This is a genomic window from Rhizobium sp. 25PS6, assembly GCF_032464655.1.
In the GTDB taxonomy this organism is placed as follows: domain Bacteria; phylum Pseudomonadota; class Alphaproteobacteria; order Rhizobiales; family Rhizobiaceae; genus Rhizobium; species Rhizobium laguerreae.
The window spans coordinates 289,766-311,992 of the sequence record NZ_JAWDIV010000001.1 but is presented as its reverse complement, the minus strand read 5'-3'; the positions used below and the strand labels follow the sequence as shown (position 1 = coordinate 311,992).

Genomic DNA, 22,227 nt, shown 5'->3' with positions numbered 1-22,227 from the left:
TCTCCAGCTGCTGCTCAACAGGGTTACAACCATGACGGATCAAATAAGAATGCCTGAGCCCGCGCCGATCAACTACTACTATCTCTGGCACCTGACTGCTCTTGGCGTAGTCGACGCGGAATACGGATCGGCTCCGCCGGCGCCTCCAGCGCTCGATGCGAGTGCCACACGCGCGCTTCCCGATCCCCTCATCACCGGCACGGTCTGGGATACCATCGCTTCCGCCGGCGCTTCCGCCGGCCCGCTGCGACCCGCACGGGTCGCGCTGATCGATGTCGGCGTATCTCCGGATCATCCCAATCTGGCAACCCGGCTTGACCGGGAGGCGTCAATCGATTTGACGACCCATCGTTACGGCGCGCGCGTGCGCGAAATTCTCGATACGACCACGTCCTTTGACCGCGAGGAAAGACATGCCTTCTTTGCCGGGCTCGACATCGCTCCGCTCGGCAATATCGGCCTTTCCAACGACGACCGGGACTATCTCGGTGATCTGGTTGCCGAATACGCCGCGTCGGAGGGTGTTCTCCGGCGGCTCTACAATCCGGAATCGCTGTTTGCGTCGCATGGTACCTGCTGCGCAGGGCTGATCGTCGGCGAACCTGCCGTTGTTGCGGAAGAAGGCACGCCAAGCCTTCCGCCGGAAGGAGCCTTCTACGGGAATGGCGACGAGCTGCGTACGAGCGGCAATCGCAATGTCATCCCCTATTTCGGCGTTGATCCTTTCTCAAAGCTCATCTCGATCAAAACATCCTTCGAAGACGATGTCAGGCAGTTCATTGCGGCCTTCCTTTATGCCTATCTTCAGAAAGCAGACGTGATCGTCTTGCCACGCGGTCTGCCCGACCCGAAACGCAGCATCGTTGATCCGAAGAACGAGCTGAAGGCCGACCTGGAATTATGGAAAAACCAGGATGCCGCCAATCTGTTCACGCGCATTGCCGTTGCTGATCAAGGTGGGCCTGAACTTGAGCCGAAGGCCGCGCAGAAAGGCTCCAATCCGGATCGCCCATGGCACGTCCTCAAACAACTCATCCTCGCCATCAGCCGGCACATCCCGATTGTCTGCGCCGCAGGAAACAGCGGCGAGAGCCAGCTGATCTATCCGGCAAGTCTTGCCGCCGACGACAACGGCATCATAGCCGTTGGAGCCGTTACCGTCGAAGGTTTCCGTTCGGGCTACAGCAATTACGGCGAAGGATTGACGGTTGTCTCCCCCTCCGACGACGGGGAGGTGTTCAACAGGCATCAGTTGCGCCTCGACCGGCTTTCTCCATTTGCCGCGCAGCACGACTACAGCGCCTTTCGAACGCGGGAATACTACTATTCGCACTTCTCGCTGCTGACGACGGACCTATCGGGGATTTTCGGCTATGATCGTGGCTCCGATCCGTGGTCGGCCATCGTGCCGTTCGGAACCAATCTCGGCATCGGGGGCGGATACTATACCACATTCGGGGGCACATCAGGCGCGTCGGCGCAGGTGGGCGGGCTATGTGCCCTTATACAGCGGGCCTACAAAAGCCGCCACAATCCCGGCGACCGCCTCTCGGGGCCTCAAGTGAAATCAATTCTGAAGACCGCATCCCGCCTGGACGCCATTGTCGCGCCCGGAACGAGGAAATTGACGGCGGATTGCATGAACGCCGAAAGCGAGGACGCCGTCGAGATGGCCTATTTCTTTGGATCGGGACTGCCAAATGCGCGGGCGGCGGTGCAGGCAGCCCTGGCCATCTGAACGCCCGGGGGATGCTATTCCGAGATTCCAAGCCCCCTTTATCGAGGGGGCTTTTTCTTTGGTTACCCTCCTTTTTACGGATTTTTAACGCGGTACTGGCGGGCGAATGACGCCCTTGGGCAATAGTGCCTCTCAACGGACGGCACATACCGTTCCGATGCTCGACGAAGCCGGCCCGAACCGGGGCATCTTCGCCCGACATGCAACCTTGATCCACCAGAAGACAAACCCACGGAGGCCTCGATGTCCGCGTCTCGCATTCAACAATTGGCAGATGAGGCGCGCTACCTGCTCAGGGGCAATCCCCTGATGGCAAGCACTGCCTCCCTGCAGCGCGTCGCAACTCGCAACCTGTTAAAACGACGCTTCCAATATGGGTGCACGCTTGCAGCTGCTTCGAAGCTTACCGATTGTTCGGCCGGGGTGGAGGCGCTGTCACGATATTTTCCCGGCCTTGCAGGTGGCGGATACACTCGCCTGCTGGAACTTCCCCCAACGATCGCGGAACCGGTCAGTTCCGACCCTTATCGTTCGTCCGTGCTCGCAGCCTGGATGAGTGGGCTCGCGCGGAGCCTGGAATGGCAGGCGGGAGGCCCCGATGCGCAGATCGTCAGCGGCTATCTGCAGTCGGATCTGATCGCATCGGATCTTGAACTCGAACGTCAGCCGGCGCGCCGGCTCTCTTGCGGCATCGGCCTCGCCCGCATCGAAAGCCTGGCGCGGAGCCGTGTCATGCAAGCCCTCCTCGGCCAATGCATGCCGAACTATCGCGGTTCCGACGACCCCACCACTGACAACGCGGAATTGGATCACATTGCCGATCATCTGGAGAGCGCCCTCGCGCTAGTAGCCGAATTGGACAGATACGGCTATCAGCGCATGATCGCCGGCCTGCACACGCTTTACATTGGCGTGCGACGCGAACCGCCGTGTTCGTTCTCGAGTTCGAACGAATTGCCGGGCAGCGCGATCATCGTCCTTTCCAGAGAAAGATTGCGCGACGGCGATCATGCCGCGACCGCGGCCCAACTGCTTCACCAAGCGGGGCATATCCTGCTGGGGTTTTATACGACCTCGGCGGCGGCATCCCTGCCTGGCGAGTTCCAATACGTTTCCCCATACAAGGAGGATCTACAGACGCTCGAGAGCATCCTGCACGTGGTGTACACCATTCCCTGGGAGTGCGCCTTCGGCATGGCATGCCTATCCAACGAGGCGGATCCTGAGCGCCGCGCCTGGAAGACGGCATTCATAATTACCTATGCCGCGCGGCAGGTCCCGCTCATCGATATCGCTCGGAAAGGAATCGAACGTCTCGGCGGCGATGTCCTCCTCGACCTCCCAGACATCGCCGCCATTCCTTCCTGGAGTAGCCGGATCCTGTTCCTCGTGGGCCAGTTGCTTGCCGAAGAGCCCATTGCGCACCGCCAGGCGCACTTTGCCGAGCGCCAGCGAGTTCTCGATCGCCAAGCCTGGGATATCGGACAGATGCTGCTGCGCGGCAAAGAGCCGGTCGATCCTCGGATGGGCCGGCGAGAGATCGATGACAGCGGCGACAATGTCAGCCTCTGGTACGACGGCAAATTCCACGTGATCGCGAAGGCCGCCGACCATGCGATGGGCAAGGACTACGGTCGCTATGCCGAGACCATCCGCGGATATGCGCCCAGCGAGATGGAGGCGATGTGATGGTCAATGATCGGTCCAAACGATTGTCAGCGACCGCCACGGCGTCCGTCGACTTCCCGAACCTCGTCACCCACAGCCTTGGGCGGGGCGGCCGGGGGGCTCTGTTCACCGGCAATAGTGCCGATTCTGTCGAGGAACAGAGCCCCTATGTTACCCGGTCTGCATTCGTCGTCTCGTTGAAGGCTTCCGATATGCCGGCGGGGGACGAATATGACTCCGCCGCAATCGATCACCACGACGCCATCCTGACGCCTCTTTGCCATCAACACGACGTCGCACGGTTTGGCGATATCGACTTCGTCATCATCGGATGCGGCGACTTGGGCTCGCAGATCGCCATCCAGCTTGCGGCCCTCGGCGCGCGCCATTTCCTTCTCGTGGATGCGGATCGTATCGACGAGAAGGATTTGAACCGTCTGCCATGGGCAAGCGAGGCGAATCTCGGCTGGCTGAAGACGGACAGGCTGGCGACCCATCTGGCCGCGGGTTTCTCGGCCTATGTCTTCGCGCTGCCGGAATTTGCGGAAGGCGCCTCGGCGCTGCGGTTAATCGCAGACTACGCTAATAACCCGTTCTTCATTTTCGCCGGCGACGATTCTCGTCCAGCCCAAGATCTCCTGTCGGCCTGCCGAGCATTGGAAGCCGGCCTGCCGCCGCATCTGCATGTGGGCCGCTCGGCAAACTATTGCATGGCAGGTCCTTTTGTCTTGGTGCATGAGGACGCATGTTCCGTCTGCCATTGCGCCACCCAAGTCGCAACCGACGATAGCTTTCGCACCCCGCCGGCCACCGTCGACAACCCATTGGTCGCCGGCCTTGCCGTGTCGCAGATCGCCCAAAACTGCCTTTCGAGACACTCGGTCGCCCGGGGACGCCAATGGATATTGGACCTCAAAGGCGATCAGGCCGAGCTGTGCTCTCTTAAAACACCCCAAATGTAAGGTATGTCCATGATCGCGCTATTTTCCTCGGAATATTGTTGCTCCGTTGGCGCAACTGCCGGAAAGAACGATGAGCTGACGATAACCGAAGCCCTTCGTGATCCGCTGATCGCCATCGTGATGCGAGCGGATGGCGTGACCTCCGAAGAATTCAAGCAACTCCTTGAAGCGACAGCCCGTGAGCTGAAAGCCAATCTTGCTTCCCATCAACCGGAGGAAAGGCGACGTGATTGTCGAAACGACACGGAAGATGGTTGACGAGCATGTGTGGCCAATCCCGGTCCAAACCATGACTCGGCATTGGCCGTCCCGCGGAGTTCAGGGGCAATGAGATTCGATATGGTGAGAAAGTTCCCAACGATAATTCTTGTTTTTGCCGAAGGGAAAGATCGCAAGGTGATCCGTACCGCTCACGAGGCTGCCCAACTGTTGCTGAAGGAATGGCCCACCGACGATGGTGAGGAATTCCTTACAGCGGTGAGAATCTGTTTGGAGGTCCTTACCGGAGAGAGCGAACCCGAGCAATTGCATGAGGCAATCGTCCGCGCGGCATATGAAGCGGGTATTGCAGTGATCACGACTGATAACCGCCTTGGGATTCTCAGGATCTATCCAGTCAGCGAGGCCAGATAGTTGACCGCGGCGCAGGTGCTCATCTCAATCCTGACTCCATCGAGCCGCTTCGGCTGCAATCGGACTGATCCGGTCCGTTACTGGAAGCGATCGAGGGTCTTGTAATAGAGCCCGACGAGCGGCAGGAACCACGGTTTGCCGAAGTGACCGGGAACGGCTGGCCAGTCGAGGCCCTTGATCGGATTGCGGTCGGCCTTGCCGAGGATGGCGTCGGCCATGATCATCCCGAGATGGGTGGAGAGCTGGGCGCCATGGCCGGAATAACCCATGGCATACCAGACACCATCGACATAGCCGGCGCGGGGATAGCGGTCCTTGGTCATGTCGACGAGCCCGCCCCAGCAATAGTCGATCTCGACGCCGGCAAGCTGCGGGAAGATCTCAGCCAGGCTGGCGCGCAGAATGTCGCCGCTCCTTGCGTCCGAGCGCTGATCCGACGTCGCGGAAAAGCGGGCGCGACCGCCGAAGATCAACCGCCTGTCGGGCGACAGCCGGAAATAGTTGCCGATGTTCATCGATGTGACACAGGTCCGGTTGCCCGGCATCGTAGCGGCGATTTCGGCGTTGGTCAGCGGGCGCGTGGCGATGATGAAGCTGCCGACGGAAACGATCCGGCGACGAAAATAGCTGAAGAGCGACGGCGTATAGGCTCCTGTCGCGACCAGCACATGGTCTGCGGTAACGGTGCCGCGTGCGGTCGTAAGGCTGTGGCGGCTATTGCCCTGCCGGTGCGCGGTCACCGCCGCGCTTTCAAAGATGACGGCGCCATGACGGGCGGCCGCAGTGGCGAGCCCGGCGACATAGCGGCCCATATGCATCATTGCACTCTTCTTCGAGAGCATGGCGCCATGGAAAGGCGAGCCGACCTCGTTTTTCAGATCACTCGCGGTCAGAAGTGCCGTGTCCGGATCGACCTCTTTGTGAACAGCCTCGAAATTGCGGGCAATCGCGTCGAAATGCTGCGGCTTGGAGGCAAGCTTCAGCTTTCCGGCGCGGCGGAAATTGCAGTCGATCCCCTCTTCGGCGATGATCGCATCGATCGTGTCGATGGAATCGTCGAACGCCTTGTAGAGGGCGACGGCCCGCTCCAGGCCGAGTGCTGATTTGGCGGACAGGAAACTGTGGGCGAGCCCGTTGTTGAGATGGCCGCCATTGCGCCCGGACGCCCCCCAGCCGATCCGTTCGGCCTCCAGCACCACGACTTTGACGCCCGTTTTCGCAAGCTGTCGCGCCGCGGCAAGCCCGGTGAAGCCGGCGCCGATGACGGCGACGTCGTAATGTCCTTCGACGGGGCCTTGGGCGCCGCCGGCAAAGGCTTGGGCCGTGTCGTGCCAGTAGGATTCGAACTGCATGCGTGTGTCCTCGTCAGAGCCCGACGACGCCAGGCAGGCCCGAGATATCAGGAATTTCGACATAGCCGTAATAGGGGTTGGCCGGCTCATGGCCGCGATTGACCCAAACCTTGTTCTTGATGCCGAGATCGTGGGCCGACATCAAGTCGTAGCGGAAGGAGGACGAGCAATGCAGCACGTCTTCCGGCCCGCAGCCCAGCATATCGAGCATATATTCAAAGCCCTTGAAGCGTGGCTTATAGGACTGCGCCTGCTCGGCGGTATAGACCGCATGGAAGGGCGCGCCCAGTTTTTCGACGTTCGACATGATCTGCGAATTCATCGCGTTGGAGAGGATGACCAAAGGGATTTCCTTGGCGACCTTGGCGAGACCGGCCGGGACATCCGAATGCGGCCCCCAGGTCGGAACCCGCTCATAGATCATCCGGGCGGCTTCATCGCGAAATGTCACGCCGTTGCGCTTGCATGACCGCTCGAGCGAATTGTGCACCACCTCGGCATAGGGTTTCCAGTCGCCCAGGATCTCGTCGAGCCGATAGGCGGCGAAATTCTTGATGAACTCCGCCATGCGTGGCTCGTCGAGCTCTTCGCCGTAGAGATCGCGCGCCGCCTCCGCCATCTGAAAGTTGGTCAGCGTGCCGTAGCAGTCGAAGGTGATGTATTTCGGACGGAAGGTCGTCATCTGCGTATCCTTGAACGATTGGAACCGGGACGTTTCACAATCATAGGCACCACTTCATCGGTCGCTCGCCTGAATTGCCGCCATCGGAAGCAGAATCTATCGTATCGAAAGCAGGGTTTGGCAGAAGGTTGTGCGGTTGCCCGCCGTCAACGGCCGGCGGAGTGACGCCTTCAATCGCCGTCGTGATCGTGATCGTGATGCGACGGAAGGTCGAGGCCGAAGGTGTCGACGAGATCGGCCACCTGCGCCGGGCTGAGGAAACGGGGATTGAGGTTGCGCAACAGTAGATAGAGCTTCGCCGTTTCCTCCAACTCCTCGGTCGCAAAGACCGCCGCCTCCAGGCTGTCGCCGGCGACAACAGGTCCGTGATTGGCCAGAAGCACCGACGAATACTTGCCCGCCAGCCCGCGGATGGCGTCGGCCACCGCCGGATCGCCGGGACGATAATAGGGCACCAGCGCGGTTTCGCCGGCGCGCATCAGATAATATGGCGTCATCGGCGGCAGGGCGGCGCGCGGATCGATCTCCGGCAGCATGGTCAATGCCACTGCGTGGGTGGAGTGAAGATGGACGATGGCGCGGGCGCTGCCGCGCGTATCGTAAAGGGCGGTGTGCAGCGGAATTTCCTTGGTCGGCTTGTCGCCGGACAGGAGCCGGCCTTCGGCATCGAGCCTGGAGATCCGTGCCGGGTCGAGAAAGCCGAGCGAAGCGTTGGTCGGAGTGACCAGCCAACCGCCATCCTCCAGCCGCAACGATATGTTGCCCGACGAACCGGGCGTCAGCCCGCGCTCGAACAGCGAGCGGCCGTATCGGCAGATTTCCTCACGCAGGCGCGCGTCGGACATGACAGTTCCTCCAATATTAGGCGGTTTCCCCTTCGATCAGTTCAAAGCCGAGATCGACGGCCTGCGGCGGCGCATTAGTGACGACCAGCTGCGCGGCGATCTCCCCGGTCGCGACTCGCGGCGTTCGGATGGTCGACAACGGCTGCGGTGTTGCCCGGCCGATATCGAGGCCGTTATAGCCGAAAATGGCGAGCTTCGAGGGGATCGCGATTCCCTCGGCCAGACAATGAAAATAGCCGCCCAGCGCCATATCGTCGTTGGAGAAATAAACCGCATTGAGATCGCTCGTCCGGGCAAGCAGCCGCTCCAGCCCCAATCTGCCGTTTTCCACGGACGAGGCGCCGGCGAGAATTTCGTGGGCGACGAGCGGGGTGTCATGCGCATCGAGCGTTTCGCAAAAGCTGGAAAACCGCTTGCCGGCACGGGTATCGCGGTTCAGGTCGTGACCGACATAGCCGATCCGGCGATAGCCCCGCTTGAGCAGGAAGGCAGCGCTCTCCCGCCCGGCCGCGCGGTTCGAGAAGCCGACCGCGATATCGAGAGCATCGCCGTCGAGATCGAGCAGCTCGACGACCCGGCACCCGCTGGCGCGCAGCATCTTCACCGTACCCTCGGTATGCTCGCATCCCGCCAGCATGACCGCCGCCGGCCGCCAGGCGAGCATCGCGGCGGCGAGCGCTTCCTCCTTGCCCGGATCATAATCGGTCACGGAAAAGACCGCCTGGTACCGGTTTTCCTCCAGAACGGCGCTGGCGCCGCGCAGCACATCGGGAAAGACGATGTTGGACAAAGAGGGAATGACGAAGGCGACAAGACGCGAACCGGTGGAGGCTAGCGTTCCCGCAATCCGGTTCGGCACATAGCCCAGCCGTTCGACGGCAGCCATTACCCGCTCGCGCGTCTTGCCGGAAAACGAACCGTGGTTGCGCAGCACGCGCGACACCGTGCTCTCGCCAACACCGGCCGCTTGCGCAACCTCGGCAAGCGTCACCGTCGGTTGATGTTTGAATTCCATCGTTACGTTTGAACCCGACTGTTGAGGCGGTGCCCGGCCTGCCCGCCCGATGACCACCGTCCGGCCCCCCCATTTTTCACCGCTACCGCCAAGAAGCAAGGCTTTTTTGGCAGCGCTACCAATTTGCTGTTGGCAGCGCTGCCAAAATGGATTAATGAGAATGGCAGCGCTGCCAAAACGGATTGGCGCGTCGCGGGAGGGCCTCAAGGAGACCGCGGCAACAATCGGAGGAGAAAATCATGACGCTGCAGACGCAAGCGCCAGTTGTTGGCATACATCCCGCCCAGACGCTCGAAGACCGCGCCTATGGCAAGGTATTCTGGCGCATCGTACCCTTTTTGATGCTGTGCTACGTGGTCGCCTATCTCGACCGCGTCAATGTCGGTTTCGCCAAGCTGCAGATGTCGAGCGAGCTCGGCCTTTCGGAAGCCGCCTATGGCATCGGCGCAGGCATTTTCTTCATCGGTTATTTTCTGTTTGAAGTGCCGAGCAATATCATCATGAACAAGGTTGGCGCGCGGATGTGGATCGCCCGCATCATGGTCACCTGGGGCATCATTTCCGCCGCCTTCATGTTCACCTCATCGGAAACCGTCTTCTATGTGCTGCGTTTCCTGCTGGGCGTGGCCGAAGCCGGATTTTTTCCCGGCATCATTCTCTATCTGACCGCCTGGTATCCGGCCCATCGCCGCGCCAGGATCATCACCACCTTCATGTCGGCGATCCCGATATCCGCCATTTTCGGCAATCCGCTTTCGGGTCTCTTGATGGACAGTTTCCACCGCACGCACGGACTTTCCGGCTGGCAGTGGATGTTCCTGATCGAAGCCATTCCGGCTATTCTTTTCGGCGTTGCGACGTTCTTCTACCTTGATGATACGATCCAGGGCGCGAAATGGCTGAACGATGAGGAAAAAAGCGTGCTGACGGCCAATATCGAGGCGGAGAACCGGGCCAAGACAGCAAGCCCGCACAGCATCGGCGCAACGCTGACCGACCGCCGCGTCTGGCTGATGTGCCTGATCTATTTCTGCTTCGTGCTCGGGCAATATGGACTGAATTTCTGGATGCCGACCATCGTCAAGGCCTCAGGCGTCAACGGAAACCTCAATATCGGCCTGATTTCCGCGATCCCCTATATCTGCACATTCGTCGTGATGCTGGCGCTCGGACGTTCCGCCGACAGGCTGCGCGAACGCCGCTGGCACCTCGTCGTCCCGGCCCTCATCGCCGCCGGTGGTTTCGTCGCGGCGACGATGGCGACGAGCACGACGGTCTCGATCGTCTGCCTCTCGCTGGCCGCGGCCGGCGCCATCAGTTGCGCGCCGCTGTTCTGGTCGCTTCCGACGGCTTTTCTCGCCGGCATGGGCGCTGCGGCCGGCATCGCCTGGATCAATTCGGTCGGTAACCTCGCCGGCTTTCTCGGACCGTTTCTGGTAGGCTATCTCAAAGACTTCACCGGCACCAACAGCGCCGGCATGTACCTGCTGGCGGCTGCCTTGGTCATTGGTTCGCTGGCGGTGTTGACGGTTCCGGCGAAAAGCGTCAATCGCTGAACAACAGCCTCTCCGGGATGGCACCCGGAGGGGCGCAGACTTTTCCTCACAAGACTGGAGAACTCCCTCATGCCACCGCTTGCTGAAAACTCGGGCTCGGCCGTTGTCGCAGCCGTCATCGGTCTTGGTTCCATGGGGCTTGGAATGGCCCAGTCGATGAAGCGCGCAGGTTTCGATGTCGTTGGAAATGATATCACGCCGGCGGCGGTGGACCGCTTCATCGCCGATGGCGGACGTGGCGCGGCGACCCCTGCCGCTGCGGCAAAGGACGCCGACATTGTCGTCTCCGTGGTCGTCAACGGCGCGCAGACCGAGGCCGTATTGTTCGGGCCTGAAGGCGTTGCGCATGCGATGAAGCCCGGCGCCGTCTTCGTCTCGTCGGCCACCATGGATCCCGCCGTCGCACGCGATCTGGCACAGCGGGTGGAAGCTCTCGGCCTGCATTATCTCGACGCGCCGATTTCAGGCGGCGCGGCCAAGGCGGCGCGTGGCGAATTGACGGTCATGGCATCCGGCTCCAGACAGGCCTTCGGCGCGGCGCGCCCGGGTCTCGACGCCATGGCCGCCAAGGTCTACGAGCTTGGCGACGAGGCGGGAAAAGGTGCTGCCTTCAAGATGATCAACCAGCTTCTCGCCGGCGTGCACATCGCGGCCGCCTGCGAGGCGATAACCTTTGCCGCCAAGCAGGGCCTCGACCTCGACAAGGTCTATGAGGTGATCACCGCTTCGGCCGGCAACTCGTGGATGTTCGAAAATCGCGTGCCGCATGTGCTGGCCGGAGACTATACGCCGCTCAGCAGCATCGAGATTTTCGTCAAGGATCTCGGCATCGTCCAAGACATGGCCCGCTCCGAGCGTTATCCCGTACCGCTGACGGCAGCAGCTCTGCAGATGTACCTGGCCGCCTCCGGGGCGGGCATGGGCCGTGACGACGATTCCTCGCTGGCGCGGCTCTATGCCAAGCTTTCCGGCGCTGAATTGCCCAGCTCCACCAAAGAACCGCAGAGCCTGTAGAAGGAACGCCAGACATGCCGGTTTTCGCCGCCAACCTGACGATGATGTTCAACGAATGGGCCTTCCTCGACCGCTTCGACGCCGCAGCCGAGGCCGGCTTTGCCGCCGTCGAATACCTCTTTCCCTATGAAGCCACGCCCGAGGCAATCGCCGAACGGCTTGCCCGCAACAATCTGCAGCAGGCCTTGTTCAACCTGCCGCCGGGCGACTGGGCAGCAGGCGAGCGCGGCATCGCCGCCCTTCCCGGACGGTTCGATGCGCTGAAAGCGGATGTCGAGCAGGCACTGGACTATGCGGCGGCAACGGGCGTCAGACGGTTGCACCTGATGGCAGGCATAGCCGACCGTGATGACGAAGACGCCTCCTCTTCTTATCGGCGCTCCGTCACCTATGCCGCCGGGCGGCTTGCGGAAAAGGGCATCGATCTGCTGCTCGAGCCGATCAACGGGCGCAACATGCCTGGATATTTCCTCAACGACTTCGCCGCCGCCGAGCGGCTGATTGCCGCATGCGGTCTGCCGAACCTGAAGCTGCAGTTCGACATCTATCACCGTCAGATCATCCATGGCGACGTCACTATCGCGTTGCGGCGCCTGCTGCCGATCACCGGCCATATCCAGATCGCCAGCGTGCCGTCACGCAATGAGCCGGATGGGGAGGAACTGAACTATCCCTACCTGTTCGGCGAAATCGATCGCCTGGGTTATGACGGTTTCATCGGCTGCGAATACATCCCGCGCGGCCACACACTGGACGGTCTTGGCTGGTTCAAACCTTTTGCACGGAGCTAGACGATGGCTATTTTGCTCGGATCAATCGCTGACGACTATACGGGCGCCTCCGACCTCGCCAACACCTTGACGAAGAACGGCCTGCGCACGGTGCAGACGGTCGGCATCCCCGATCCGTCGCTCGCCCTGCCGGATGTCGACGCCGTCGTCGTTTCCCTGAAGATCCGCTCCGTCCCGGCCTCGGAGGCCGTGACGGCGGCGACGAGCGCCGAGCGATGGCTACGCCAGCGGGGTGCCGGCCATGTGCTTTACAAGATCTGCTCGACCTTCGATTCCACCGATGCCGGCAATATCGGTCCGGTCACCGAGGCCTTGAGCGATGCTGCCGGCGGCGGCGTCGTGCTGGTGACGCCCGCCTTTCCGGAAACGGGACGCACCGTCTATTTTGGCCATCTCTTCGTCGGCGGACAACCGTTGAACGAAAGCCCGCTCAAGGACCACCCCCTCAATCCGATGCATGACGCCAATCTCGTGCGGGTTCTGACCCGCCAGTCGCGCAATGCTGTCGGACTGCTCGATCTCACGACCATCACGGCCGGACCCGGCGCCGTCAAGGCGAGGCTCGATGCCTTTCGCACTGCAGGCTGCACTGCTGTTATCGCCGATGCAATTTTCGAACGCGATCTTGAAACGCTCGGCGAGGTCGCGTTGGAAACGCCGGTATCCACCGGTGCATCCGGCCTCGGACTCGGCCTTGCCCGCGCGCTCGTCCGCTCCGGCCGGATATCGTCCGGGGGCGCGACGACGGCGGACGCCATTCGCCCGGTGGGCGGGCTTTCCGCGATCGTTGCCGGCAGTTGCTCCAAGGCTACGCTCCATCAGCTCGACATCGCCGAACGATCGATGCCCGTCCTGCGGCTCGACCCTGAGCGTCTGCTTGCCGGTCCCGACGAGATCGCCGCGGCGATTACCTGGGCCGGAGAACGCATCTCCGCCGGCCCCGTCGTCATCGCCGCGAGTGCTGCGCCTGAAACCGTGTCCCGGCTGCAATCGATCTATGGACGAGAAGCCTCCGGCCACGCGATCGAGACCGCAACGTCGATCATCACAGCCGAACTGGTGGAGAGAGGCGTGCGGCGCCTGGTGGTCGCAGGCGGGGAAACCTCGGGCGCGGCGGTCGACAGGCTCGCCATTCCGGCATTTCTGATCGGCCCGGAGATTGCGCCCGGCGTGCCGGTGCTGCGCACAGTCGGCAATGCCCAGGGCGATATGCTGCTGGCGTTGAAATCAGGAAACTTCGGAGGTGAAGATTTCTTTGCGGCAGCGCTGGCGATGATGCACTGACAGGATCTGGATCCGATGAACATCGGTTGGTTCTAGCATAAGATGCGGCGGCCGATGATAGCAAAGCCATAAGATACTGCCTGAACCACGGCCTTCAGACGATCTGCCCGCCGGCGCTCCGGCAGACTGGCGGGCACGATATGAAGGACGCCCCCATGGAAGCAAGTCAGATCGAAATCGTCCCGTTCGGCCCCGACCATCTGGAAGCCGCTGTCGCGCTCTCAAGACAGGCGGGCTGGCCGCATCGGACGGAAGACTGGCAGCTGGCGCTCGCCTTGAGCGAAGGGATGGTTGCGGTCGAGGATGGCAGGGTCGTCGGCACCGTCCTCGTCACGCCCTATAAGGGAGATTGTGCGACGATCAACATGGTCATCGTCGACGAGACGATGCGCGGCCGCGGCCTCGGCCGCAAGCTAATGGACGCCGCATTGCTGACCGCCGGAGACCGGCCGCTGAGGCTGGTGGCGACGACGGCAGGCCTGCCGCTCTACCAAAAGCTTGGCTTCCACGAGACGGGAACCGTGCTGCAGCACCAGGGCCTTGCCGGAGAAATTGCCGCGCCGGCGGAAATGGAAGCCGCTACCGACGCCGACCTGCCTGATATCGCGGCACTCGATCGCCGTGCCTTCGGCGCCGATCGCGAAGGACTGCTCTCCTATTTTGCCGGGATCGGCGAATTCGCCGTCATTCGCCGCGACGGCCACGTTTCCGGGTTCGCTTGCCTGCGTCCCTTCGGCCGCGGCGAAGTGATCGGACCCGTGGTGGCCGCCGACCTCGGGCAGGCCAGGAAACTCATCGAACATTTCATCGCCAGACGGCCCGGACGGTTCCTCAGGGTCGACACCACGGCCGAGACCGGGCTTTCCCCGTGGCTCGCCGAACACGGGCTCGCCCATGTCGGCGGCGGAATCACCATGAAAAAGCCCTTCGTCCACCACGCCGCCGAACCGGCCGTCACCACCTTTGCCCTCGCCAGCCAGGCACTCGGCTGATCCGGAGATCTCCATGTACAGCAATTCTCTCATCGAACTCGATCGCGCCCACCTCATTCATCCTGTCGCCTCCTATCGAGGCCATGAAAAGCTTGGCGTGCGAGTGCTGGCCTCGGCCAAGGGCGCGACGGTCACCGACGCCTCCGGCAAGCAGCTGATCGACGGCTTCGCCGGCCTCTGGTGCGTCAATGCCGGTTACGGCCACGAGAGCATCGTCGAGGCGGCGGCCCGGCAGATGCGCGAGCTTCCCTATGCGACGGCCTATTTCGGCCTCGGCTCAGAGCCCGCGATCCGGCTTGCCGGCGAACTCGCCGACCGCGCACCGGGCGATCTCAACCACGTCTATTTCACGCTCGGCGGCTCCGATGCGGTGGACAGCACGATCCGCTTCATCCGCTATTATTGGCATGCCCGTGGACAGCCTCAGCGCGATCAGTTCATCTCCGTCGAACAGGGCTACCATGGTTCCTCGACGGTCGGCGCGGGTCTGACCGCGCTACCTGCCTTCCATGCCGGCTTCGGCGTTCCATTCGATTGGCAGCATAAGATTCCGTCTCACTACGCCTATCGCAACCCGGTGGGCGACAATCCGCAGGCGATCATCGACGCCTCGCTTGCGGCGCTGAAAAGCAAGGTCGAGGCGATCGGGCCGGAACGCGTCGCCGCTTTCTACGTCGAGCCGATCCAGGGATCGGGCGGCGTTCTGGTGCCGCCGAAAGGCTGGATGAAAGCCATGCGCGAATTCTGCCGGGCGCACGACATCCTTTTTGTCGCGGACGAGGTGATCACCGGCTTTGGCCGCACCGGCCCGCTTTTCGCCTGCATCGAGGATGAGGTCGTGCCCGACTTCATGACGACCGCCAAGGGCCTCACCTCGGGTTACGTTCCCATGGGTGCCGTCTTGATGGCCGATCACGTCTATCAAACGATCGCCGAGGGCGCGGGTGCTGCCGCCGTTGGCCATGGCTATACCTATTCGGCCCATCCCGTCAGCGCCGCGGTCGGCCTCGAAGTCCTGAAGCTCTACGAAAACGGGCTTCTCGAAAACGGCGTCAGGGCCGGCGCACGGCTGATGCGGGGCCTGGAATCGCTGAGGGATCATCCGCTCGTCGGCGATGTCCGCGGCCGCGGCATGCTGGCCGCCGTCGAGCTGGTGGTCGACAAGGTGAACAAAACGCCCTTGCCGGCATCTGCCGAACCCGCCCGCCGCATCTTCGATCGCGCCTGGGAAAACGGCCTCGTCATCCGCGCCTTCGGCAATGGTGCAATTGGCTATGCTCCGCCGCTTTGCTGCACAGACACGGAGATAGACGCGATCATCGAGCGCACCCGCATCACGCTGGACGAGACGCTGGAGGATCCGGATGTGCGTCGGGCGCTGCAGGCCTGAGAATATCGGGAAACCGTCAGATTCGGTATTTTGTGCCGCCTCATGGGGTCTATTCGGCGAATCCGGCGCAGTGCAGGTGACAAACTGAAGTCAACGAAAGGCCTGGATCCCGGCAGATGCGGGCCTTCCCATAAAAGAGCGGGACAATGACCCCGCCAGCGGAACAGAATTTTCTTCTTCGAGAAGCCGAGCTCCCATCGGGGCCGAACACTGGGGAATTCACGTGAGCAAGAGCCTTTCGGAATTCAAATACATGACCTTCGACGTCGTCGGCACGCTTATCGACTTCGAGGGCGGCCTCAAGACCTGCTTCGCCGAGATCGCGGCCGAAGTCGGAAGCACAGTCGACGGCGAGCAAGCGCTTAGCCTCTACCGCGCAGCCCGCTATTCCGACCATGCCGATCTCTTTCCGGACGACCTCGTGCGCGTCTACCTTGCGATCGCGCCGAAGCTCGGCCTGCCCACTGAGCAAAAACATGGCGAACGCCTGCGGGATTCGGCGAAGAGCTGGAAGGGCTTTGCAGACAGCGCCGCGGCGCTGGCAAGTCTTGCGAAGGATTACCGCCTCGTGGCGATGACCAATGCCCGCCGCTGGGCCTTCGATTTCTTCGAGAAGGAACTCGGCAATCCCTTTTATGCCGCCTTCACCGCAGATGATACCGGGACCGAGAAACCCGATCCCGCATTCTTCGAGAAGGTATTCGACTACGTCGCCTCGGAAGGACATTCGAAGGACGACATCCTGCATGTCGCCCAGAGCCAGTACCACGACATCGGGATTTCCAGGAAACTCGGGCTGACCAATTGCTGGATCGAGCGACGACATGCCGAGAAGGGTTACGGCGGCACGATCGAACCGGCTGAGTTCACCAAACCCGATTACCATTTCACCTCCATGGCCGGCCTTGCCGATGCCGTGGCCGCCGCGCGCGCCTGACTTTGAAAGCAGATCGGGCCTGCCCGCAACGGGCAGCCCGCCACAGAAGAAAAGGGGAATGAGATGAACGACAAGATCACCAATTGGACCAGATCCGACGATGCCATGGTCGAAAGCGCCATCCGTCGTGGCGCCACTCGTCGCGAGTTGCTGCATATGATGCTTGCGGGCGGCGTGGCCCTGTCTGCCGGCGGGCTCGTGCTTGGTCGTGCCGGCAAGGCGCTTGCCGCCACGCCCGTTTCCGGCGGCTCGCTCAAGGCGGCCGGCTGGTCGTCCTCCACAGCCGATACGCTCGACCCCGCCAAGGCGTCGCTCTCCACCGACTATGTCCGGTGCTGCTCCTTCTATAACCGCCTCACCTTCCTCGACAAATCAGGCACGCCGCAGATGGAGCTTGCCGACGCGATCGAGTCCAAGGATGCGAAGACCTGGACGGTCAAGCTGAAGAACGGCGTTACTTTCCATGACGGCAAGCCGCTGACCGCCGATGACGTCGTCTTCTCGCTGAAGCGCCATCTCGACCCGGCCGTTGGCTCGAAGGTCGCCAAGATCGCTGCCCAGATGACCGGCTTCAAGGCGGTCGACAAACAAACCGTCGAGATCACGCTCGCCAGCCCGAATGCCGACCTGCCGACCATTCTGTCGATGCATCATTTCATGATCGTCGCCGACGGCACGACCGATTTCACCAAGGCCAACGGCACCGGCGCCTTCGTCAAGGAAGTCTTCGAGCCGGGCGTCCGGTCCGTCGGGATCAAGAACAAGAATTACTGGAAATCCGGCCCGAATGTCGATTCCTTCGAATATTTCGCGATCAGCGACGACAATGCCCGTGTAAACGCACTGCTTGCGGGCGACATCCATCTCGCAGCCACGATCAATCCGCGCTCTATGCGCCTCGTCGAGGCCCAGGGCGACGGCTTCACCTTGTCTAAGACGACGTCCGGCAACTATACCAATCTCAACATGCGACTGGATATGGAGCCCGGCAACAAGCGGGACTTCATCGAGGGCATGAAGTATCTCGTCAACCGCGAACAGATTGTCAAATCGGCGCTGCGCGGCCTCGGTGAAGTCGGCAACGATCAACCCGTTTCACCGGCGAACTTCTATCATGACGCAGAGCTGAAAGCGCGAGCCTTTGATCCTGAGAAGGCGAAGTTCCACTTTGACAAGGCCGGCGTGCTTGGCCAATCCATCCCGATCATCGCTTCCGATGCGGCGAGCTCGTCGATCGACATGGCCATGATCATCCAGGCGGCCGGCGCCGAAATCGGCATGAAGCTCGATGTGCAGCGAGTGCCATCTGATGGTTATTGGGACAATTACTGGCTCAAGGCGCCGATCCACTTCGGCAATATCAACCCGCGGCCGACCCCCGATATCCTCTTCTCCCTGCTCTACACCTCGGACGCTCCGTGGAACGAAAGCCACTACAAGTCGGAGAAGTTCGACAAGATGCTGATCGAGGCGCGCGGCTCGCTCGATCAAGACAAGCGCAAGACGATCTATAACGAGATGCAGGGCATGGTCGCCCAGGAAGCTGGTACTATCATTCCGGCCTATATCTCGAACGTCGATGCCACGACCGCCAAGCTCAAGGGCCTGGAAGCCAACCCGCTCGGCGGCCAGATGGGATACGCTTTCGCGGAATATGTCTGGCTTGAAGCCTGATACAGCAAAGGAGACTGGGGCTGCAGCCGCGCCCCAGTTCCTCCATCTGCATTGATGGAACTTAACTCGAACGCAAAGGGAAGACGCCCGTGAACCGCCAGGTCTTATCCCTTGTACTGAGCAGATTGTTCGTCGCCGCGATCACCCTGGTGATCGTCTCCTTCGCCGTCTTCTTCGCGACAACGCTGTTGCCTGGAGATACGGCGACGATCCTGCTCGGCCAAGCCGCCACGCCGGAAGCCGTCGAAGGCCTGCGCAAGGCCATGCATCTCGACGAACCGGCGCTCTTTCGTTTCCTGCGCTGGTTAGTCGGACTGCTGCAAGGCGACCTTGGCACGTCCTATGCCAACGACATGCCGATCGCCGCTCTCATCGCCGGCCGCTTCGTCAATACGCTGAAACTTGCCGGCGTCACCGCGCTTTTCTCCGTACCGATCGCGCTGACGCTCGGGATCACTGCGGCGATGCTGCGCGGCACCCTTTACGACCGGATCGTCACCGTGATCACCATCGGCGTCATCTCCGTGCCGGAGTTCATGGTCGCGACCTCCGCGGCGCTCATCTTCGCCGTCTATCTGAAATGGCTGCCGGCGCTGTCCTTCGCCAATGAAGTCCACAGTCTGGCCGACCTGTTGCGTGTCTATGCCATGCCGGTGATCACCCTCACCTTCGTCGTCTCGGCCCAGATGATCCGCATGACGCGGGCGGCTGTCATCGAGACGCTCAACACACCTTATGTCGAGATGGCATTGCTCAAGGGCGCCTCCCGGCCGCGCATCGTCTTTCGCCATGCGCTGCCCAATGCGCTGGGTCCGATCGTCAATGCCGTCGCGCTTTCGCTGTCCTATCTGCTCGGAGGCGTCATCATCGTCGAGACCATTTTCAACTATCCCGGTATCGCCAAGCTGATGCTGGATGCCGTCGCCACCCGCGATCTGCCGCTAATCCAGAGCTGCGCGATGATCTTCTGCCTGGGCTACCTGCTGCTGATCACCATCGCGGATATCATCGCCATCCTTTCCAATCCGAGGCTCCGATGACCATGACCAGTTCCGAAACCACCTCCGGCCGGCTGTCCGAAACCCGGTTTGGCTATCGCTTCAACATCGTCGGCGCGATCGGCTTCACCGTCATCTTCTTATGGGCGCTCGTCGCGATCTTCGCGCCATGGGTCATTCCCTACCCCGTCGGCGAGATTATCGATCTCGACTATTTCGGCCCGATGAGCCGGGAACTCTGGCTCGGCTCCGATTATCTCGGCCGCGACATGCTCTCGCGGATTCTGATGGGCGCGCGCTACACGGTCGGTATCTCGTTGGCTGCGGTCACGATCGCATGCTTCAGCGGCGTCGTGCTCGGCATGATCGCAGCTGTCGCCGGCGGCTGGCCGGACACGATCCTCAGCCGCTTCCTCGACGCCCTCAACTCCATCCCGAGCAAACTGTTCGGCCTGGTGGTCGTCGCTGCCGTCGGCTCCTCGGTCCCGGTGCTGATCATGACGCTGTCGGTGATCTACATCCCCGGCGCTTACCGCTTCGCCCGGGCGCTCGCCGTCAACATCAATGCGATGGATTTCATCACGGTCGCGCGCATCCGCGGCGAAAGCACCCTCTATCTTATTCGCTCCGAGATCCTGCCCAATATCGTCGGACCGGTGCTTGCCGATCTCGGCATCCGCTTCGTCTTCATCGTTCTGCTGCTCTCCGGGCTTTCCTTCCTCGGCCTTGGCGTCCAGCCGCCCTATGCCGATTGGGGTGCGCTCGTGCGTGAGAATATCGGCGGCCTGCCATTCGGTGCGCCGGCGGTGATGTTTCCCTCGTTTGCCATCGCCAGCCTGACGATCAGCGTCAACCTGCTGATCGACAACCTGCCGCAGAAAATCCGCGACCGGAGTGTGTCATGAGCAATTTCATCGAAATCCGTGACCTGAAGGTCGAGGCCACCACCGATTCCGGCCGGCGTGTCGAAATCATCAAAGGTGTCAGCCTCGATGTTGCCGAGGGCGAGATCGTCGCGCTGATCGGAGAGAGCGGCTCGGGCAAGACAACCATCGCCCTGACCCTGATGGGCCACACCCGTGCGGGCTGTCGTATCTCCGGCGGCAGCGTTTCGGTCGGCGGCAAGAACATGGTCACGCTCAGCGAGAAGCAGCGCGCCAAGGTGCGCGGCACCGAAGTCGCCTATGTCCCGCAATCGGCGGCTGCCGCCTTCAACCCGGCCACATCGATCATGGACCAGGTGATCGAAGTCACCCGCATTCACCAGCTGATGTCGCCGGACGAGGCGCGTGCCCGGGCCGTCGAGCTCTTCCGGTCGCTATCCCTGCCGGAGCCCGAGACGATCGGCAGCCGTTACCCGCACCAGGTTTCCGGCGGCCAGTTGCAGCGTCTGGCCGCCGCCATGGCGCTGATCGGCGACCCGACCCTCGTCATCTTCGACGAGCCGACGACGGCGCTCGACGTCACGACCCAGATCGAAGTGCTGCGGGCTTTCAAATCGGTCATGAAGAAGGGTGGTATCGCTGGCGTTTATGTCTCGCACGACCTTGCCGTCGTCGCGCAGATCGCCGACCGCATCCTGGTTCTGAAAGGCGGAGAGACCCAGGAAACCGGTACCACCGACGAGATCCTCAACAATGCCAAGCACCCCTATACCAGGGAGCTGCTCGCAGCCTTCGAGCCGAAGCCGCGCGGCGCGGCAGGCCCGGCCGAACCTGCGATCACTCCCTTGCTGAGCATCGAAGATCTCGTCGCGGGCTATGGACAGCGTCAGGCTGATGGCCTGCCGCTCGTGCGCGCGGTCGAGCACGTCAGCCTGAAGGTGGAAAAAGGCCGCAATCTCGGCATCATCGGCGAATCCGGTTGCGGCAAGTCGACACTCGCCCGTACCATCGCCGGCATCCTGCCGGCCGCGATCGGCAAGATCACCTTCGACGGCACGGAACTGCATCGCAACGCGCGCAAGCGTTCGCGTGATGAGTTGCGCGAGATGCAGATCGTCTTCCAATATGCCGATACCGCACTCAACCCGGCAAAATCGGTCGAGGACATCCTCGACAGACCTTTGGTCTTTTACCACGGCATGGATCGAAAGGCCCGGAACGCCCGGATCGATCAACTGCTCGACATGGTACGCCTGCCCCGCAACCTGCGCCATCGCCGGCCGGGCGAACTCTCGGGCGGCCAGAAGCAGCGTGTCAACTTCGCCCGGGCGCTCGCCGCCGATCCGAAACTGATCCTCTGCGACGAGATTACCTCGGCGCTCGACACGGTGGTCGCTGCCGCGGTGATCGACCTGCTCAAGGAATTGCAGCGCGAACTCGGCCTCTCCTATATCTTCATCAGCCACGACCTCTCGGTGGTGGAAGCGATCTGTGATGAGATCGTCGTGATGTATGGAGGCCGTAAGGTCGAGGAAATCACCTCCTCGACCTTGAAGGCGCCGGAGCACCCCTATTCTCAACTGCTCTTCTCATCGGTGCCGACGCTCGATCCGGCCTGGCTCGACGGGCTCCAGCAGGATCCGGAACTGGTGCGGGCCTATTGCCGGCACTGACTGCCGATCTCCTGCGCGCTTGCCAGACACGGCGCGCACCCGGTCAGGTCGTGCTGGAACGTCTCCGGCCTCGCGGTGGAGATCAGCAAGTGGCAAAGAATATGGCTTTAGAGAACAGGCCCGACATCCTGTCGCAAGT

20 protein-coding genes are annotated in these 22,227 nt (G+C 61.8%); 16 read left to right on the top strand and 4 right to left on the bottom strand.

Annotated features, from left to right (window positions below; translation table 11 throughout):
* Positions 1 to 31 precede the first annotated feature (31 nt).
* The 5 genes from RWK44_RS01375 (at position 32) to RWK44_RS01355 (ending at position 5,001) form a co-directional block, all read left to right on the top strand.
* Positions 32 to 1,738, top strand: coding sequence for a S8 family serine peptidase (locus RWK44_RS01375; protein ID WP_316028256.1), 1,707 nt, complete (start codon positions 32 to 34; stop codon positions 1,736 to 1,738).
* A gap of 243 nt (positions 1,739 to 1,981) precedes the next feature.
* Positions 1,982 to 3,427: an aKG-HExxH-type peptide beta-hydroxylase gene (locus RWK44_RS01370; protein WP_316028255.1), complete on the top strand. Its 1,446-nt coding sequence runs from the start codon at positions 1,982 to 1,984 to the stop codon at positions 3,425 to 3,427.
* The gene (locus RWK44_RS01365; protein ID WP_316028254.1) at positions 3,424 to 4,368 is read left to right on the top strand and encodes a ThiF family adenylyltransferase; all 945 of its coding nucleotides are present in this window, start codon (positions 3,424 to 3,426) and stop codon (positions 4,366 to 4,368) included. The genes RWK44_RS01370 and RWK44_RS01365 overlap by 4 nt, the downstream gene beginning before the upstream one ends.
* A 9-nt stretch (positions 4,369 to 4,377) precedes the next feature.
* Positions 4,378 to 4,626: a hypothetical protein gene (locus RWK44_RS01360; RefSeq protein WP_222012994.1), complete on the top strand. Its 249-nt coding sequence runs from the start codon at positions 4,378 to 4,380 to the stop codon at positions 4,624 to 4,626.
* Positions 4,627 to 4,695: 69 nt separating this feature from the next.
* A complete protein-coding gene (locus tag RWK44_RS01355) occupies positions 4,696 to 5,001 on the top strand; it encodes a DUF982 domain-containing protein (protein WP_064655387.1) in 306 nt (101 codons plus the stop codon).
* 77 nt (positions 5,002 to 5,078) lie between these two features.
* On the opposite strand, the gene RWK44_RS01350 is transcribed toward RWK44_RS01355, so the two are convergent.
* The 4 genes from RWK44_RS01350 to RWK44_RS01335 all read right to left on the bottom strand — a co-directional run bounded on the left by RWK44_RS01350 (position 5,079) and on the right by RWK44_RS01335 (position 8,895).
* The gene (locus RWK44_RS01350) at positions 5,079 to 6,353 is read right to left on the bottom strand and encodes an NAD(P)/FAD-dependent oxidoreductase (RefSeq protein ID WP_168281015.1); all 1,275 of its coding nucleotides are present in this window, start codon (positions 6,351 to 6,353) and stop codon (positions 5,079 to 5,081) included.
* Positions 6,354 to 6,366: 13 nt separating this feature from the next.
* The gene (locus RWK44_RS01345; protein ID WP_168281023.1) at positions 6,367 to 7,035 is read right to left on the bottom strand and encodes a haloacid dehalogenase type II; all 669 of its coding nucleotides are present in this window, start codon (positions 7,033 to 7,035) and stop codon (positions 6,367 to 6,369) included.
* Between the two features lie 170 nt (positions 7,036 to 7,205).
* Positions 7,206 to 7,880: a 3-oxo-tetronate 4-phosphate decarboxylase gene (otnC, locus tag RWK44_RS01340; RefSeq protein WP_168281026.1), complete on the bottom strand. Its 675-nt coding sequence runs from the start codon at positions 7,878 to 7,880 to the stop codon at positions 7,206 to 7,208.
* Between the two features lie 16 nt (positions 7,881 to 7,896).
* On the bottom strand, positions 7,897 to 8,895 hold the full coding sequence (locus tag RWK44_RS01335) for a LacI family DNA-binding transcriptional regulator (RefSeq protein ID WP_316028253.1): 999 nt from the start codon (positions 8,893 to 8,895) through the stop codon (positions 7,897 to 7,899).
* Between the two features lie 239 nt (positions 8,896 to 9,134).
* Here RWK44_RS01335 and RWK44_RS01330 point away from each other — a divergent pair, with 239 nt between their 5' ends.
* The 11 genes from RWK44_RS01330 (at position 9,135) to RWK44_RS01280 (ending at position 22,088) form a co-directional block, all read left to right on the top strand.
* Entirely contained in the window at positions 9,135 to 10,451 is a 1,317-nt protein-coding gene (locus RWK44_RS01330; protein ID WP_316028252.1) for an MFS transporter, read from the top strand.
* A 69-nt stretch (positions 10,452 to 10,520) separates the two neighbouring features.
* A complete protein-coding gene (gene ltnD / locus RWK44_RS01325; protein ID WP_316028251.1) occupies positions 10,521 to 11,465 on the top strand; it encodes an L-threonate dehydrogenase in 945 nt (314 codons plus the stop codon).
* Positions 11,466 to 11,479: 14 nt separating this feature from the next.
* Entirely contained in the window at positions 11,480 to 12,256 is a 777-nt protein-coding gene (otnI, locus tag RWK44_RS01320; protein WP_025397112.1) for a 2-oxo-tetronate isomerase, read from the top strand.
* A 3-nt stretch (positions 12,257 to 12,259) separates the two neighbouring features.
* Positions 12,260 to 13,540 (top strand): 3-oxo-tetronate kinase, encoded by a 1,281-nt coding sequence (gene otnK / locus RWK44_RS01315; RefSeq protein ID WP_316028250.1) that lies wholly within the window; start codon positions 12,260 to 12,262, stop codon positions 13,538 to 13,540.
* A 155-nt stretch (positions 13,541 to 13,695) separates the two neighbouring features.
* Positions 13,696 to 14,532, top strand: a complete 837-nt coding sequence (locus RWK44_RS01310) for a GNAT family N-acetyltransferase (protein WP_316028249.1) — start codon at positions 13,696 to 13,698, stop codon at positions 14,530 to 14,532.
* 13 nt (positions 14,533 to 14,545) lie between these two features.
* Positions 14,546 to 15,922 (top strand): aspartate aminotransferase family protein, encoded by a 1,377-nt coding sequence (locus tag RWK44_RS01305; RefSeq protein ID WP_168258537.1) that lies wholly within the window; start codon positions 14,546 to 14,548, stop codon positions 15,920 to 15,922.
* A gap of 223 nt (positions 15,923 to 16,145) precedes the next feature.
* Complete coding sequence (locus RWK44_RS01300) at positions 16,146 to 16,859, top strand: HAD-IA family hydrolase (RefSeq protein WP_131661119.1); 714 nt, start codon at positions 16,146 to 16,148, stop codon at positions 16,857 to 16,859.
* Between the two features lie 63 nt (positions 16,860 to 16,922).
* Positions 16,923 to 18,533, top strand: coding sequence for an ABC transporter substrate-binding protein (locus tag RWK44_RS01295; RefSeq protein ID WP_316028248.1), 1,611 nt, complete (start codon positions 16,923 to 16,925; stop codon positions 18,531 to 18,533).
* An 89-nt stretch (positions 18,534 to 18,622) separates the two neighbouring features.
* Positions 18,623 to 19,573 (top strand): ABC transporter permease, encoded by a 951-nt coding sequence (locus RWK44_RS01290; protein WP_316028247.1) that lies wholly within the window; start codon positions 18,623 to 18,625, stop codon positions 19,571 to 19,573.
* The gene (locus RWK44_RS01285; RefSeq protein ID WP_077976830.1) at positions 19,570 to 20,436 is read left to right on the top strand and encodes an ABC transporter permease; all 867 of its coding nucleotides are present in this window, start codon (positions 19,570 to 19,572) and stop codon (positions 20,434 to 20,436) included. The genes RWK44_RS01290 and RWK44_RS01285 overlap by 4 nt, the downstream gene beginning before the upstream one ends.
* Positions 20,433 to 22,088: an ABC transporter ATP-binding protein gene (locus tag RWK44_RS01280; RefSeq protein WP_316028246.1), complete on the top strand. Its 1,656-nt coding sequence runs from the start codon at positions 20,433 to 20,435 to the stop codon at positions 22,086 to 22,088. Before RWK44_RS01285 ends, RWK44_RS01280 begins: the two co-directional genes overlap by 4 nt.
* Positions 22,089 to 22,227 lie beyond the last annotated feature (139 nt).